Annotated in this window: 15 protein-coding genes; 10 read left to right on the forward strand and 5 right to left on the reverse strand. The window is 72.6% G+C overall.

The features are described 5' to 3' along the window. Nucleotides 1-39 precede the first annotated feature (39 nt). From ACQEVJ_RS21705 to ACQEVJ_RS21720, 4 genes are all read left to right on the forward strand, one after another. Nucleotides 40-669 carry an ArsR/SmtB family transcription factor gene (locus ACQEVJ_RS21705; RefSeq protein ID WP_433103745.1) on the forward strand — a complete coding sequence of 210 codons (630 nt, stop codon included), beginning with the start codon at nucleotides 40-42 and terminating at the stop codon, nucleotides 667-669. Next, on the forward strand, nucleotides 666-1,979 hold the full coding sequence (locus ACQEVJ_RS21710; RefSeq protein WP_433103747.1) for an MFS transporter: 1,314 nt from the start codon (nucleotides 666-668) through the stop codon (nucleotides 1,977-1,979). The genes ACQEVJ_RS21705 and ACQEVJ_RS21710 overlap by 4 nt, the downstream gene beginning before the upstream one ends. Nucleotides 1,980-2,202: 223 nt before the next feature. Then, nucleotides 2,203-3,630 (forward strand): adenylosuccinate lyase, encoded by a 1,428-nt coding sequence (gene purB, locus ACQEVJ_RS21715; RefSeq protein ID WP_433103749.1) that lies wholly within the window; start codon nucleotides 2,203-2,205, stop codon nucleotides 3,628-3,630. Nucleotides 3,631-3,638: 8 nt separating this feature from the next. After that, nucleotides 3,639-4,403, forward strand: coding sequence for a GNAT family N-acetyltransferase (locus ACQEVJ_RS21720; RefSeq protein WP_433103751.1), 765 nt, complete (start codon nucleotides 3,639-3,641; stop codon nucleotides 4,401-4,403). 80 nt (nucleotides 4,404-4,483) lie between these two features. On the opposite strand, the gene ACQEVJ_RS21725 is transcribed toward ACQEVJ_RS21720, so the two are convergent. Continuing rightward, nucleotides 4,484-5,221 carry an HAD family hydrolase gene (locus tag ACQEVJ_RS21725; protein ID WP_433103753.1) on the reverse strand — a complete coding sequence of 246 codons (738 nt, stop codon included), beginning with the start codon at nucleotides 5,219-5,221 and terminating at the stop codon, nucleotides 4,484-4,486. A gap of 98 nt (nucleotides 5,222-5,319) precedes the next feature. Here ACQEVJ_RS21725 and ACQEVJ_RS21730 point away from each other — a divergent pair, with 98 nt between their 5' ends. After that, complete coding sequence (locus tag ACQEVJ_RS21730) at nucleotides 5,320-5,739, forward strand: ArsR/SmtB family transcription factor (protein WP_433103755.1); 420 nt, start codon at nucleotides 5,320-5,322, stop codon at nucleotides 5,737-5,739. Next, nucleotides 5,736-6,182 (forward strand): SRPBCC family protein, encoded by a 447-nt coding sequence (locus ACQEVJ_RS21735; protein ID WP_433103757.1) that lies wholly within the window; start codon nucleotides 5,736-5,738, stop codon nucleotides 6,180-6,182. Before ACQEVJ_RS21730 ends, ACQEVJ_RS21735 begins: the two co-directional genes overlap by 4 nt. Nucleotides 6,183-6,416: 234 nt before the next feature. On the opposite strand, the gene ACQEVJ_RS21740 is transcribed toward ACQEVJ_RS21735, so the two are convergent. Continuing rightward, a complete protein-coding gene (locus ACQEVJ_RS21740; protein ID WP_433103759.1) occupies nucleotides 6,417-7,334 on the reverse strand; it encodes an NADP-dependent oxidoreductase in 918 nt (305 codons plus the stop codon). 339 nt (nucleotides 7,335-7,673) lie between these two features. Between ACQEVJ_RS21740 and ACQEVJ_RS21745 the strand changes: the two genes are divergently transcribed. Together ACQEVJ_RS21745 and ACQEVJ_RS21750 are read left to right on the forward strand one after the other, a co-directional pair. After that, nucleotides 7,674-8,549 (forward strand): helix-turn-helix transcriptional regulator, encoded by an 876-nt coding sequence (locus tag ACQEVJ_RS21745; RefSeq protein WP_433103761.1) that lies wholly within the window; start codon nucleotides 7,674-7,676, stop codon nucleotides 8,547-8,549. Between the two features lie 231 nt (nucleotides 8,550-8,780). Beyond that, complete coding sequence (locus ACQEVJ_RS21750; RefSeq protein ID WP_433103763.1) at nucleotides 8,781-10,286, forward strand: RICIN domain-containing protein; 1,506 nt, start codon at nucleotides 8,781-8,783, stop codon at nucleotides 10,284-10,286. Nucleotides 10,287-10,323: 37 nt separating this feature from the next. Here ACQEVJ_RS21750 and ACQEVJ_RS21755 read toward each other — a convergent pair whose 3' ends face one another. Both ACQEVJ_RS21755 and ACQEVJ_RS21760 read right to left on the reverse strand, forming a co-directional pair. Next, complete coding sequence (locus tag ACQEVJ_RS21755; protein WP_433103765.1) at nucleotides 10,324-11,487, reverse strand: RNA polymerase sigma factor; 1,164 nt, start codon at nucleotides 11,485-11,487, stop codon at nucleotides 10,324-10,326. Then, nucleotides 11,484-11,891 carry a YciI family protein gene (locus ACQEVJ_RS21760; RefSeq protein ID WP_433103767.1) on the reverse strand — a complete coding sequence of 136 codons (408 nt, stop codon included), beginning with the start codon at nucleotides 11,889-11,891 and terminating at the stop codon, nucleotides 11,484-11,486. The genes ACQEVJ_RS21755 and ACQEVJ_RS21760 overlap by 4 nt, the downstream gene beginning before the upstream one ends. Nucleotides 11,892-12,056: 165 nt before the next feature. On the opposite strand from ACQEVJ_RS21760, the gene ACQEVJ_RS21765 reads away from it, so the two are divergent. Beyond that, nucleotides 12,057-12,869 (forward strand): MerR family transcriptional regulator, encoded by an 813-nt coding sequence (locus ACQEVJ_RS21765; protein WP_433103769.1) that lies wholly within the window; start codon nucleotides 12,057-12,059, stop codon nucleotides 12,867-12,869. Beyond that, nucleotides 12,866-13,423 carry a GyrI-like domain-containing protein gene (locus tag ACQEVJ_RS21770; RefSeq protein WP_433103771.1) on the forward strand — a complete coding sequence of 186 codons (558 nt, stop codon included), beginning with the start codon at nucleotides 12,866-12,868 and terminating at the stop codon, nucleotides 13,421-13,423. Before ACQEVJ_RS21765 ends, ACQEVJ_RS21770 begins: the two co-directional genes overlap by 4 nt. A gap of 9 nt (nucleotides 13,424-13,432) precedes the next feature. On the opposite strand, the gene ACQEVJ_RS21775 is transcribed toward ACQEVJ_RS21770, so the two are convergent. Continuing rightward, complete coding sequence (locus ACQEVJ_RS21775) at nucleotides 13,433-14,524, reverse strand: tyrosine-type recombinase/integrase (protein ID WP_433103773.1); 1,092 nt, start codon at nucleotides 14,522-14,524, stop codon at nucleotides 13,433-13,435. Between the last annotated feature and the right edge of the window lie 12 nt (nucleotides 14,525-14,536).

Raw genomic sequence — 14,536 nt, forward strand, 5'->3', positions numbered from 1 at the left:
GTCTTTGCGAAGAACTGTTTGCGGTTTACGGTGGGGTTCATGACCGATCACCGCGACACCCTTTACTCTCCGGATGCCGAGGACGCGGTCGTCCTGGACGCGAAGGGGCTTCGCGCCCTCGCGCATCCGGTGCGTGTGCAGGTGGTGGGCCTGCTGCGCAAGCACGGCCCGTCGACGGCCACCCGGCTCGCCGAGCTGCTGGGCATCAACTCCGGCGCGGCCAGCTACCACCTGCGCCGGCTCGCCGCCGCGGGCTTCGTCCAGGAGGACACCGGACGCGGGAACGCCCGCGAGCGCTGGTGGCGCGCGGTCTACCGGTCGACCTGGCTGAACGACCCGGACCTGGTCGAGCGGGAGCCCGAGGCGACGGTGGTGTACCTGCAGTCCGTGGCCGCCACTCACACCATGCGCGTTCAGCGGGCGATCAACGAGTTCCAGACGATGCCGCGCGCGTGGCGGAACGCGTCCGACATGAGCGATTGGGCGCTGCGGCTGACCCCGCAGGAGGCCACCGCCATGCGTGAGGAACTGTGGGCGGTCGTCACGCGATATCGCAGGGACAGCCCCGAGGCGGCCGGCGCCCCGGAAGACGCCGAGCGGGTGTCGGTGATCGTGCACATCCTGCCCGAGCTGGACGCGCCCGCCGCCGAGGAAGACGACGCCCGATGACGGGAGATGACGCGATCAGCGGCACTCCGTCCCGTGCGCGCAGGCTACGGCCGCTGGGCGGGTTGCTCACGGCCATGGCGGTCGCGTTGACCGGCACCCGCGTCTCGGCCATCGCGTTGCCGTGGTTCGTCTACGTCACGACCGGCAGCGCCACACAGACCGGGCTGGTGGCCTTCTGCGAGATGACCCCCTACGTGGTGGTCAAGGCGCTGACCGGGCCGCTGGTGGACCGGGCCGGGCCGCGGGTGATCTCCTGGAGCACCGACGCGGCCAGCGCGGCCGCCGCCGGCGCCGTTCCCCTCCTGCACGCCCTGGACCTGCTGTCCTTCCCCGTGCTGCTGGCCCTGGTCGCGGTGATCGGCGCCGTACGCGGACCCGGCGACCTGGCCAAGGAGGTGATGGTCCCCGAGGCGGCCGAGCGCGCCGGCGTGCCGCTGGAGCGGGCCACCGGCCTGTCCGGGGTGACCGAGCGGCTGGCCTCGACCGTCGGTCCGGCGGCCGGCGGCCTCCTGGTGGCGTCGCTGGGACCGCTGACCGGTCTCGTGCTCAACGCCGCGTGCTTCACCCTCGGGTCGCTGATCATCTCGCTGGCCCTGCCGCGCGGCATGGGACGCCCGGCGGACGGGGCCCCGGCCGCTTCCGGCTACTGGCGGCGTTTCGGCGAGGGCTTCACCTTCCTGCGCGGCGAACCGCTGCTCCTCACCATCATCGTCATGGTCGGGATCACCAACCTGCTGGACGCGGCGTTCAACACCGTTCTCCTGCCCGTCTGGGCCGGGCAATCCGGCAACGGGCCGACGGCGATCGGCCTGAGCAACGGCGTGTGGAGCGCCACGGCGGTCGCGGGCAGCCTGGTCGCCGCGGCCGTCGCGCACCGGATGCCGCGCCGGGTCGTGTTCTTCGCGGGGTTCCTGCTCGCCGGGGCGCCGAGGTTCCTGGTCCTCGCGGCCGACGCGCCCATGTGGGCCGTGCTGGCGGTGTTCGCGGCCAGCGGGGCCGGCGGCGGCTTCCTCAATCCGATCCTCGGGGCGATCACCTTCGAGCGGGTGCCGCACGGCCTGCGGGGCCGGGTCAACGCCCTGGGCGACTCGATGGCCTGGGCGGGCATCCCCCTCGGCGGCCTGGCCGCCGGTGCGGCGGCGGCCGCGTTCGGTCTCGGACCGGCGCTGCTGATCGGCGGCGCGGCGTACTTCCTGACCACCAACCTGGCCGCGCTGCTGCCGCAGTGGCGTGAGATGGACCGCCTGCGCGGCCGGGGCGTGCGGGAACGGGCAGCCGAGCCGGCGCCCGTCGGCGGCGACGTCCTGTGAGGTGGCCAACCCGCAACGACCAGGCCCGACTCGCACGCGAAGATCACCCCCCGGATGCGGTCGCGCAGGCCGAGCTCGGTGTGGTGGGCGGCGTGCTGCTCCTCCTGGCGTACGGGATGGTGGGCGTCCGTTTCCTGCGCCCCGAGCCGGCACACGGACGCCCCCGCGCGTGCCCGGCACCTGCGGACAGGCGGCAGGAGCGGGCTCAATAGACTGGGCCAACGTGAATGCCAAGCCGCGTATCCCGAATGTCCTGGCCGCCCGTTACGCTTCCCCGGAGCTGGCCCGCCTGTGGTCCCCCGAGCACAAGGTGGTGCTGGAGCGCAGGCTCTGGCTCGCCGTGCTGAAGGCCCAGGCCGACCTCGGGATCGAGGTGCCCGAGCAGGCGATCGCCGACTACGAGAAGGTCGCCGAGCAGGTCGACCTGGCCTCCATCGCCGAGCGGGAGAAGGTCACCCGGCACGACGTGAAGGCTCGGATCGAGGAGTTCAACGCCCTGGCCGGGCACGAGCAGGTCCACAAGGGCATGACCTCCCGCGACCTGACCGAGAACGTCGAGCAGTTGCAGATCCGCGACAGCCTGCTGCTGGTGCGCGGCAGGGTCGTGGCGCTGCTGGCCCGCCTGGGCCGCCTGGCCGCCGAACACGCCTCGACCGTCATGGCGGGGCGCTCGCACAACGTCGCCGCGCAGGCGACCACGCTCGGCAAGCGCTTCGCGACCGCCGCCGACGAGCTGCTGGTGGCCTACGAGCGGCTGGAGGACCTGCTCGGGCGCTACCCGCTGCGCGGGATCAAGGGCCCGGTCGGGACCGCGCAGGACATGCTCGACCTGCTCGGCGGCGAGGACCGGCTGGCCGCGCTGGAGGACCGCGTCGCCGCGCACCTGGGGTTCGCCCGCCGTTTCACCAGCGTCGGCCAGGTCTACCCCCGCTCGCTGGACTACGACGTGCTGACCGCGCTGGTGCAGCTGGCCGCCGCCCCGTCCTCCCTGGCCAAGACCATCCGCCTGATGGCGGGGCACGAGCTGGTCACCGAGGGCTTCAAGGAAGGCCAGGTCGGGTCGTCGGCGATGCCGCACAAGATGAACACCCGCTCCTGCGAGCGCGTCAACGGCCTCGCCGTGATCCTGCGCGGCTACGCCTCGATGGCCGGGGAGCTCGCCGGCGACCAGTGGAACGAGGGCGACGTGTCCTGCTCGGTCGTGCGCCGGGTCGCCCTGCCCGACGCGTTCTTCGCCTTCGACGGCCTGGTGGAGACCATGCTGACCGTGCTGGACGAGTTCGGCGCGTTCCCGGCGGTCGTCGAGGCCGAGCTGGGCCGCTACCTGCCGTTCCTCGCCACGACCAAGATGCTCATGGCGGCCGTGCGGGCCGGGGTCGGCCGCGAGACCGCCCACGAGATCATCAAGGAGCACGCGGTCGCCTCGGCGCTGGCCATGCGATCGCGCGGCGTCGGCAACGAGCTGCTCGACCGGCTGGCCGCCGACGAGCGTTTCCCGCTCGGCCGGGCCGAGCTCGACGCGCTGCTGACCGACCGGGCCTCCTTCGCCGGTGCCGCCGCCGGTCAGGTCGCGGCCGTGACCGCCCGGGTCGGCGAGATCACCGCGCGCCATCCCGGCGCCGCCGCCTACGTCCCGGGCGCGATCCTGTAGGGACGCGCGTGCGTGAGCTGGTGAGCGAGGCCGAGGTCGTCGCCGCCTCGGGAGACGACGACCTCCTCGTGTGGGCGGCGCAGGGCATGCGGCCCGGCGTGCGCGCCTGGGCGTACGGGGACGCGGTGGCGGTGGCCAGCCCCGAAGCGTCCCGGCGCGACCGCCTGGCGGTCCGGGGCACGGCCGCCCAGGCCGTTCCGCTTGTGCGGCATGCCCTGGCCGAGGCCGGGCCGTCGTACCGGCCGCTCGGCGACGTCGCGCTGATCGAACAGGTCGTCGAGGCCGCGCCGGAGCTGGAGCTCGCTGGGCGCTTCTCCTGGATGGGCACCGAGAAGCTCACCCCGCCCCGCCCGGAGACAGCGGGCCAAGAAGGGGCGGGACGGGAGGGGGCGGCCTCCTGGCTGGCGGAGTCCGCCGCCCGGGAGGTGGCCGAGTTGCTCGCCGCCGCCAACCCCGACTCCTACGCCGTGCCGGGCCTGCCGCGCGTACGCCGCTGGGCCGGCGTCCGGGACGGCTCGGGCGCCCTGCTGGCGGTCGCGGCGGACGCGTGGTCCGCGCCGACGGTGGGCCTGCTCGCCGGCGTCGCGACCGCCGCACCGGCGCGGGGACGCGGGCTGGGGGAGCGGGTGTGCCGGTTCGTCGCGTCCGCGCTGCTGGCGGAGCACGGTCGCGTGGCGCTGATGGTGGACGACTGGAACCGGGCGGCCGTCGTCGTCTACGAACGGCTCGGCTTCGCCCGGCGCCGCGTCGCCGCCGCCGGTCTGCGCACCTGACCTGCGCACCTGACCTGCGCACCTGACCTGCGCACCTGACCTGCGCACACCTGAACCTGGGCGCCGGAGTCTTTCGCGGTTCAGGCCGCGCGTGAAGGGCCGGGCAGGCGCGGGCGCGGCGCGGCCAGCACCTCGGGCAGGTCGCGCAGTGTGGTGATCCTCGTCACGGCGGGGGAGGAGGTGCCGGGCTCGGCGCGGTAGCGGTCGAGCCACACACCGTGCATCCCCGCCCGGGCGGGGGCGACCGCGTCGAGCAGGGGGTTGTCGCCGACCATGAGCACCTCCTGCGGGCGCAGGCCGAGCTTCGCCGCCGCCTCGTGGTAGCACTGCGGGGCGGGCTTGAACGCGCCGAGCGTGTCGGGCGTCAGGACCACCTCCATGCGGTCCATCAGCCCGATGCGGCGCAGTTTGGCCTCCTGCTGCACGGCCACACCGTTGGTGAGCACGCCCAGCGCGGGGGCGTCGTCGAGGGCCGCCAGCGCGTCCAGCGTCTCGGGCACGTCGGGGAAGGCGGCCCAGGCCGACTCGTAGTGGGTCAGGAAATCCGCGAACGCCGCGTCCGGGTCGGCCGGCTCGGGCAGCCCGAGCCGCCGGCAGAACTCGCGCAGCCGTCTGCGCCGCTGCTCGGCGAACGAGCACTCCCCGGCCTGCCACGCGGGCACGTGCTTGTCCTCCAGGTCGAGCCAGAGCGCCGGTGTCTCCGGCAGCAACTCGTGACCGGGGCAGACCGACTCGGTCCAGCGGGTCGCGGCGTGCGCGACCGCCCGGCGATGATCGAAAAGGGTCTCGTCGAGGTCGAACAGAATGGCCCTGATCACGAGTCCTCATCTTGACTCGGTCGTGTTTCCGCCGCGTTTCCTGGCTGTGAAGCCCCCGGAGATGACAGGTAGGAAATTTCCTACCTATTATGGGGTCCGTGGACGTCACCCCCACCGCCATACCCGGCGGGCCGCGGCCCGCCCCGGCGGAAGACGAGATCTTCGCCGCACTCGCCAGCCCGGTGCGGCGCGAGGTGCTGCGCCTGCTCCGCGAGCGCGGCCCCCAGTCCGTGCAGGAGCTGGCCTCCTGCTTCTCCATGGCCCGGCCCAGCTTCTCCGAGCACCTGCGGGTGCTGCGCGAGGCGGGCCTGGTCAGCGAACGGAGGGACGGCAGGCGCCGGCTCTACCGCCTGGAGCCCGTCCCGCTGGTCCGCGTCCGCGACTGGCTGGACCCCTACGAGCGGTTCTGGCGCGACCGGCTGTCCGCCCTGCGTCACCTGCTCGACGACACCGAAACCACCGAAACCACCGACGACGCCGGCGACCGCCGGACGGACCAGGACGAGGAGAGGCCATGACCCACGCCGACGACCCGACCGTGCTGCGCCTGGACGAATACCTGGCGCACCCGCCCGCCCGCGTGTGGCGGGCCCTGACCGACCCGGACCTGCTCGCCCGGTGGTTCATGCCGGGAGACTTCCGTCTGAGCGTGGGCCACCGCTACACGATGCACGGGACGGCCAGGCCCGGCACCGGGTTCTCCGGCATCGTCCAGGCCGAGGTGCTGGCCTTCGAGCCCGAGCGCATGCTCCGCCTGGCCTGGCGCGACGCCGACCCCGCCAGTCCCAGCGCCGCCGACTGGACGATCACCTGGACGCTCGAACCCGAAGGCCGGGGCACCCGGCTGTTCCTCACCCACGAGGGCTTCGACCCCGGCAACGAGATGCAACGGCGGGCCCGCTCCATCATGGACGGCGGATGGCGCCACCTGATGACCGGCTCGCTCGCCTCGGTACTGTGACCACCCGGGGCCGGGGCGTGGCCTTTGGGCAGGCCCGCGAGTTCGCGGCCGGCTCATGAGGCGACGGACGTGCCCTCACGGTCGGCCGCCGCCGGGCCGGACTTCGGGTACGCCACAGCCGGGCGTCGGAGATGTCGGCGATCCTCGGCGAGAACTGGTAGCCGCAGGTGGACATCCTGCTCCGGCCCGCCCTTGATGCGGTGCCGGTCGCGAGTGCGACGGGCCGTGCACTCCCTAGGGCCGGAGCACGATCTTGCCGTGCGTGTGCCCCCGTTCCAGCTCGCGGAACGCGTCCCGCACCCGTTCCAGCGGGTAGACGCGGGCGATCGGCACCTCGAGCTCCCCGCGCGCGGCGAGCCGGGCCAGTTCGCCGAGCACGACCGCGCACGCCGCCGCGCCTTCTCCGTAAGTCCGCGCACCGACCTTGGCCGCGGTCTGCCAGTCGCGGATCGTGTTGATCCGCTCGGGCCGCACACCCAGCTCCACTGCCAGATCGACGTAGCCGTCGCCGAACGTGTCGATGAAGGCGTCGACGTTCCCGCCCGAGGCCTGCCGGATCCGCTCGGCCACACCCTCCCCGTACTCGACCGGGACGACGCCGTGATCCTTCAACCAGGCGTGGTTCGGCTCGCTCGCCAGCCCGATCACCGTGGCGCCACGCCGCCGCGCGAGCTGCACGGCAAGGGACCCGACGCCGCCCGCCGCACCGGACACGACGACCGTGTCGGCCGGTCCGGGGTCGACCGCGAACACGGTGGCGTACGCGGTCGTGCCGGCCACGTACAACGACCCGGCCACGTCCCAGGACAGCCCCTCCGGACGCGGGGTCAGCTCCACGTCGTTCACCACGACGAACTCCGCGTGGCTTGCCCTGTTGTGGGTGAAGCCGAGGACCTCGTCGCCCACCGCGACGCCACGCACCTGCGGACCGGCCTCCACCACGACGCCGGCCAGATCGCTGCCCTGGCCGGAGGGGAACGTCGCCGGCCAGCGCTCGTGCCGTGCGCCCTTCCGGATCATCACCTCGCCGGGCTGGATCCCGGCCGCGCGGACCTCGACCAGCACCTGCCCGGGGCCGGGCACCGGACGCTCCACCTCCTCCACCCGCAGCACATCGATCCCGCCGTACTCATGGAACCGCACCGCCTTCATCGCGTGATCACCGTTCTTCCTCGTTCGGACGGGTATTGGGGTGCGACATCAACCGGTGGCCCCTGATGAGGACCCCGCCGCGATTGAGCCCCGGGCCGAGCGATGAGCGCGAGCAGGGGGCCCGAGCCACGTACGAAATGACGCAGCCGCGCGCCGGGCGCTTCCAGCACGGATTCCCTCATGAGACCGCCTTCATCGCGTGATCACCGCTCGTTTGGACGGGCCTTGGACGGCCACGCCTCGACTATCCCGTCGTCGTCGACGGCTGAGGAGCGGAGCGGTCTCCCTAGGATCGACGGTCCCAGGATGTGTTTGACGAACGGTGATATCACTGCCGATATGGGGATGCACCGCGACGACCTCGCCGATTTCCTGCGCCGGTCCCGAGAACGGCTGACTCCACGGGACGTCGGGCTGGTCGAGGGGCCGAGGCGGCGTACGCCGGGGCTGCGCCGCGAGGAGGTCGCGGCGCTCGCCGGAATGTCGGCCGACTATTACATGCGGCTCGAGCAGGCCAGGAGCCCGCAGCCCTCGGTTCAGATGCTGGCCGCGCTGACGCGCGCGCTGCGGCTGACCGTCGACGAGCGAGACCACCTGTACCTGCTCGCCGGGCACCGCCCGCCGGAGGGGACGCGAGCCGGAGAGTACCTGCGGCCGGGCATGCTGTACCTCCTCGACCGGCTGGACAGCGTTCCGGTCCAGGTCCTGAGCGATCTGGGCGACCTGCTGGCGCAGAACGACATGGCGCAGGCGTTGTTCGGGTGCGTGTGCACGGTGGCCCAGGAGGACCGCAACATCGTGCTGCGCTGGTTCACCGAGCCGGACGTGCGCAGCCACTTCGCCGTCGAGGAGCACGAGGAGCACGCCCGGCAGATGGTCGCCGACCTGCGCGCCGCGGTGGCCCGCCGCGGGGACGACGCGGCGTCCTGCGCACTTGTCATGCGGCTCCGCGCGGTCAGTGCCGAGTTCGCGGCGCTCTGGGACCGGCACGAGGTCGCGGTGCGCAGGTCGCACCCGTACCGGCTCATGCATCCCGAGCTCGGCAGGATCGAGTTCGACTGCGAGGTGCTGGCGACGCCCGCTGCCGACCAGCGGCTGCGGGTCTTCACCCCGCCGCCCGGCGGCACCGAGGCGCTGGACATGCTGCGCGTGCTCGGCCCGCGGCACCGGCACGAGACCGCCGCGACGCGCGCGTCCGCGAATGAACGTTCTTGAGACACCCTCAGAGGACGCTGTAACGGTCGTAGTGGTGCGGCTCGGGCCGCGATGAAAGTTTCCATCGGGTTCACACGATTGACCAGCGGGAACGGCGGGCGAGTTAGTTTGGTCGATTGACATATTCCCGAACGCGATTCTACGGTGCGGTGGCTCTCGCTCCGGTGTAGGAGATGCCGGGGCGAGCAGCGGTCCTCCTGTTCACCCAGCGCGCGTCCCGAAGGAGCGCAGATGCCTCCCGCACCCCCCAGAACAGCCGGAACAGCCCCGAGCCCGCCCCGGACCGCCCGCCGGACGGCGCGCGGAATCGCCGCCGTGGCGGCCGTGCCCCTGGCCGCCGTCGCGTTGCACGCGCTGCCCGCGCAGGCGGCGGTGCCTGCGGCCGGTGGTACGTATCAGATCAGCGTCACCAAGAGCGGGATGTGCCTGGACGTCGTGTCGGGGTCCAAGGACAACGGCGCGCTGGTGCAGCAGTGGGGCTGCACCAGCGGGGCCGCCTGGCAGCAGTTCACGCTCAACTCCGAGGGGTCTGGTCTTTTTACAATTGTGAACGTTAACAGCGGCCGGTGTCTCGACGTGCCGAGCGGGTCCATCACGTCGGGGGTGCAGATCCAGCAGTGGGGCTGCGGAGACGGCACCAAGACCAACCAGCAATGGCGCCTGGCCGCCTCCGGCTCCGGCACCTACCAGATCGTCAGCGTCGCCAGCGGCCTGTGCCTGAGCGACAAGGGCGCCTCCACCACCTCCGGCACCGCCATCATCCAGGAAACCTGCACCGCCAACACCAACAAACTATGGCTGTTCACCCCCGTCTCCGGAACCGGGGGCCGTACGTGGTCGGACAAGACCGACGGGTTCGCCGGGACCAGCGGCATGGGCGACAGCACCACCACCGGCGGCGCGGCCGGCGCGACGGTCACCGTCAGCACCTACGCCGACCTGGTGAAGTACGCCACCGCGAGCGAGCCGTACGTCATCAAGGTCAACGGCGCGATCACCGTCTCGCCGTACGGCACGGAGATCAAGGTCGCGTCCAACAAGACCATCATCGGCGTCGGCACCAAGGGGCACATCGTCAACGGCGGATTCTTCCTCGGCTCCGGCGTGCACAACGTGATCATCCGCAACCTCACCATCCGCGACACCCGGATGGCCGACGACGACCCGGACGACAAGGTCTACGACTACGACGGCATCCAGATGGACACCGCCCACCACGTCTGGATCGACCACAACACGATCACCCGCATGAACGACGGCCTGATCGACAGCCGCAAGGACACCACCTACCTGACCGTGTCCTGGAACGTCCTGTCGGAGAACAACAAGGCCTTCGGCATCGGCTGGACCGACAACGTCACCGCGCTCATGACGATCCACCACAACTGGATCCACGACAACAACCAGCGCAACCCCAGCACCGACAACGTCGCCTACGCGCACCTTTACAACAACTACCTGCAGAACATCACCGCGTACGGCAACTACGCCCGCGGCGCGACCAAGATGGTGCTGGAAAACAGCTACTTCGACCACGTCAAGGACCCCTACTACCGCGACGACACCGCTCAGCTGAAGCAGAGCGGCAGCATCGTGGTCAACTCGAGTGGGCAGCAGGAGACCGGCGGCTCGGCGTTCACCCCGAGCTCGTTCTACTCCTACACCCTCGACCCCGCCGCGGACGTCCCCTCCCTCGTGAAGACCTACGCCGGCCCACAGGCCAACATCGGGCTGTGAACACCCGGCCGCCGGGGCCGTACGCCCCCGGCGGCCCTCACCGCGGTCCCCGGCCCGGGCGACGCAGCTGTTGCCGCACGCGTGCGGCCTCTCGAGTGAGGTGGTCGCGCTCCGGCACGCTGGCAGCGGCGCGGGAGGCCTCGGCATACAGCTCGGCGGCGTGCTCGAGGTCGCCGGTGCGTTCGTGCAGGTACGCCGCCGCCGCGGCGTAGCGGGGCAGGCCGGGGTCCACGCCGGCCAGCGCCGCCAGACCGGCCTGCGGTCCGTCGGCCTCCCCGACCGCCACTGCGCGGTTGAGCCGCACCACCGGGCTGCCGGTGAGGAGCAGCAGTTCGTCGTACCACTCCACGATCTGCACCCAGTCGGTCTCGGAGGCGCTCCGGGCGTCCGCGTGCAGGGCGGCGATCGCGGCCTGCGCCTGGTATTCGCCCAGCCGGTCGCGGGCCAGCGCGGCCTGCAGAATCGCCACCCCCTCGGCGATCAGGCCGGTGTCCCAGCGTGATCGGTCCTGCTCGGCGAGGGGCACCAGGCGCCCTCCCGGGCCGGTGCGAGACGCGCGGCGCGCATGGTGCAGCAGCATGAGCGCGAGCAGCCCGGCGGCCTCGGGCTCGTCGGTCAAGGCGGCGAGCTGGCGGGTGATGCGGATCGCCTCGGCCGCCAGGTCGACGTTTCCGCCGTACCCCTCGTTGAAGACGAGGTAGAGCACCCGTAGCACCGTCCCGAGATCGCCGGGCTGGTCGAGCGGCAGCCCGGCGATCCGCCGCTTGGCCCGGCTGATCCGCTGCGCCATGGTCGCCTCGGGGACGAGGTACGCCGTCGCGATCTGCCGCGTGGTCAGGCCACCGACCGCGCGCAGCGTCAGGGCGACGGCCGAGCCCTGCGGCAGGGTGGGGTGCGCGCACAGGAAGTAGAGCCGCAGCGTGTCGTCCGTGGCGGGCGCCGGGCCGGCGGGAGGCTCGGCCTCCACGGCCAGTTCCCGCCCCCGCCGCGACGCCTCGGCGCGGGCGGCGTCGAGGAACCTGCGCCACGCGACCGCGACGAGCCACGCCTTCGGATCGCGCGGCGGATCGTCCGGCCAGGTTTCCAGCGCCCGGATCAGGGCCTCCTGCACGGCGTCCTCGGCCGCCGCGAATTCGGCTCCGCGCCGGACGAGGACACCGATCACCGCGGGCACGAGCTCCCGCAGCAGCGGCTCGTTCACTCGGTCACCGTGGGCGATTCGGTGAGGAACGGCCGGACCTCGAGCCACTCGTGGATCGGCTCGCCGCCGGCCCCGGGGGCGGCGGACAGCTCCCCGGCCAGCTGGACCGCGCGATCCCAGGACTCCACGTCGATGACCATCCAGCCGGCGATGAGGTCCTTGGTCTCGGCGAACGGGCCGTCGGTCACCGGTGGGCGCCCCTCGCCGTCGTACCGCACGAAGGTGCCCTCGGGTGCCAGCGCCTGTCCGTCGACGAACTCGCCCGTCTCTTCCAGGCGGGCCGCGAAGTCGCGCATGTACTGGATGTGCGCGTCGACCTCCTCCGGCGTCCACTGGTCCATCGGCGCCCAGTCGACAGCGGGGGCCGGGCCGCCTCGGTAGTGCTTCAGCAGCAGGTACTTCATGGTGATTCTCCTTCTTCGTCGCGCGGCCCGTCGTAGCCGCTCGTGTCCCTGGGACGGAGCCGGCATCACATTCTCGACACCCGGAAGCGTGCCGAGTTGCAGAACTTGCTTCTGCTCGGGTCCTGTTTGGACTCTCCCACTGGGGGAGACGCCATCCTGGGGCATGTGAACGACGACCTCCTGTCGATCGGGCAGTTCGCGCGCCTCGCCCGGCTCAGTGTCAAGCAACTGCGCCACTACGCCACACTCGGCCTGCTCGAACCCGCCTGGATCGACCCCGCCAGCGGCTACCGCTACTACCGGGCCGCCCAGGCCCGCGACGCGCTCGTCATCGGCCTGCTGCGCTCCCTCGACGTCCCCCTGCCCGTCGTCGCGGCCGTCCTGTCCGGCGCCGGGGGAGAGGAGTCCCGGGGAGGGGACTCCGCGGCCGCCGCGCTCGCCCGGGTCAGGGACGACCTGGAGGCCGAACTCGCCCGCCGCAGGCGCACCCTCAAGAGCCTCGAACGCATCCTCGCCACCGGCCTGCCCGGCCCCGAGGTCCACGTCGTCACCGAACCCCCGCGTCCCGCGATCGTCGTCCGCGACCTGGCGGCCACTCCCGAGGACATCGGCCGCGCCACGTCCGCCTGTGTCGCCCGCCTGATGGCCGCCGCGCCACCCGCACCCGCCCTGGTCGGGCTGTTCCCGCTCGACTACGGCGAGTCCATCCCCGTCGCCGCGGCGCTCACCGGCACCGGCCTGCCGCAGGTGCCCGGGGCCGACCCCGAGATCCTGCCCGGCGGCACGTTCGCCACCGCCGCTCATGTCGGCCCCTACGACCAGATCTCGCTCACCGCCCACGCCCTGCTCGCCTGGTGCGCCGAACGCGGGCACGCCCCCGCCGGCCCCCTCCGCGAGGTCTACGTCTCCGATCCCGCGGCCACCCCGCCCGAGCGGCTGGTCACCCACCTGATGATCCGACTGGAGAACGAAGAATGACCTGGTATTCCGCCGCCGACACCCCCGAACTCGCCGAATTCGGCCCCGTCACGGGCCTCGGCGTCACCGGGTGCGGCGCGCCCGGCGGACCCGCGCACCTCGCCGCGATCACCGCCCTGTACGCCGTCGCGGGACCCCTGACCGGTCTCGCCGGAGGACTGCCCATGCCCGTACTCGAAGGCCGCTGGTGGGTCGAGGACACCACCCGCCACCCCCTCGACGTCCCCAGGGACGAATGGCACTGGCACCTGTTCCTCCGCCTGCCCGCCGACCTCGACCCCGCCCTCGCCGAGCAGGCCCGCGAGGCCGCCCGCCCCACTCCCGGCATCGACGCCGTCCAGCTCGTCACCTTCACCGACGGGCGGTGCGTCCAGATGACCCACCGCGGCTCCTTCGCCGAGGAACCGAAGTCGCTCGCGCTCATGGACGAGTTCATGCACGCTCACGGCCTCGTCCCGGCCGGTCTCCACCACGAGCTCTACCTGAGCGGCGTCCAGGAGACCGACCCCGCGGCCCTGCGCACCATCCTGCGCCAACCCGTACGCACCGCATGAACACCCCCGCTACGCGTCCGGCGCGGCCTCGCCGTCCCGTCCGGCCTGGCCGCGCCGGCGGCGCAGCAGCGGATGCGACCCCATCGCCACCTCCAGCTCCCCGGGCAGATCGTCCCGGTAACGGCCGAGCGTCGACAGATCGCTGTGCCCCAGCACTCGCCGCACCGCGTCCATGTCCGTGCCGTCGGCCAGCAGGTGCGTCGCCGTCGTGTGCCGTAACCCGTGCGGCGTCACCGCCCGGCGCCGCCCGGGGTCCATCAGCCGCTGCACCCGGTCGATGACCGCCTGCACATCGCCCCGAGCCAGCCGCCTGCCCCGCCACGACAACAACAGCGCCTTCTCGCCGTCCCCACCCGCCCGCACCGCCAGGTACGCGTCGAGCGCCGCCGCCACGGCGTCCGGCAGCGGAACGTCGCGGGTCCGCCCGCCCTTGCCGAAGATCCGCCAGTAACGCACCCCGTCGTTGGTGTAGAAGTCCTCCACGTTGGCCCGCACCAGCTCCGACACCCGGGGGCCCAGCGTGGTCAGCAGCAGCACCACCAGCGCGTCGCGCACCTCCGTCCGCTGGTCGGCCCGCCGGCGGCGTCCCGCGCCTGGCTCCGCCGCCTCCGGGGACGGCGCGGCGGGGGAGCCGGCCGCCTCGATCAGGCCCTCGGCCTGCTCCCGTGTCAGCGCCCGGCGCTCCGGCCGCAGCCCGCCCCGCTCCCGCGCCCGCACCGACGAGGCCGCCATCGGATCCAGATGCACCCACCCCGCGGACGTGGCGTGCCGGAACAACGCCGACACCGACCGGCGGAACCTCGCCTGCGACGCCGCGCTCTGCCCCGTGCCTTTTCCCGTGCCCTTCTCCTGGGTGTCGCTCTTCTTACGCTCGTCCGGCTTGCGCGCGAAGGCCAGCAGCACCGCGTCCACGTCCTCACCGGTCAGGTCGTCCAGCACCTGGTCCGGCCCGGCCAGCCGTACGAACGTCGCCACGTCCCGTGCGTACACCTCGGCCGTGGCGGGCGACAGCGCACCGGTCACCGTCTTGGCCCGGACCAGCTCCACATAGCGGTCCCCGGCCTCCTGCACGGTCAGCCTGTTCACCTGTACGGGCAGCATGATCGACACCGT

It is taken from the genome of Microbispora sp. CA-102843 (genome assembly GCF_050936215.1).
Classification (GTDB): Bacteria; Actinomycetota; Actinomycetes; order Streptosporangiales; family Streptosporangiaceae; genus Microbispora.

Bases quoted from the DNA above. Each gene is read 5' to 3' on its own strand.
- ACQEVJ_RS21740 (WP_433103759.1), bottom strand. From the start codon at position 7,334: ATGAAGGCGGTGCGGTTCCATGAGTACGGCGGGATCGATGTGCTGCGG.
- ACQEVJ_RS21760 (WP_433103767.1), bottom strand. From the start codon at position 11,891: ATGAAGTACCTGCTGCTGAAGCACTACCGAGGCGGCCCGGCCCCCGCT.
- ACQEVJ_RS21745 (WP_433103761.1), top strand. From the start codon at position 7,674: ATGGGGATGCACCGCGACGACCTCGCCGATTTCCTGCGCCGGTCCCGA.
- ACQEVJ_RS21775 (WP_433103773.1), bottom strand. From the start codon at position 14,524: ATGCTGCCCGTACAGGTGAACAGGCTGACCGTGCAGGAGGCCGGGGAC.
- ACQEVJ_RS21710 (WP_433103747.1), top strand. From the start codon at position 666: ATGACGGGAGATGACGCGATCAGCGGCACTCCGTCCCGTGCGCGCAGG.
- ACQEVJ_RS21735 (WP_433103757.1), top strand. From the start codon at position 5,736: ATGACCCACGCCGACGACCCGACCGTGCTGCGCCTGGACGAATACCTG.
- ACQEVJ_RS21770 (WP_433103771.1), top strand. From the start codon at position 12,866: ATGACCTGGTATTCCGCCGCCGACACCCCCGAACTCGCCGAATTCGGC.
- ACQEVJ_RS21705 (WP_433103745.1), top strand. From the start codon at position 40: ATGACCGATCACCGCGACACCCTTTACTCTCCGGATGCCGAGGACGCG.
- ACQEVJ_RS21750 (WP_433103763.1), top strand. From the start codon at position 8,781: ATGCCTCCCGCACCCCCCAGAACAGCCGGAACAGCCCCGAGCCCGCCC.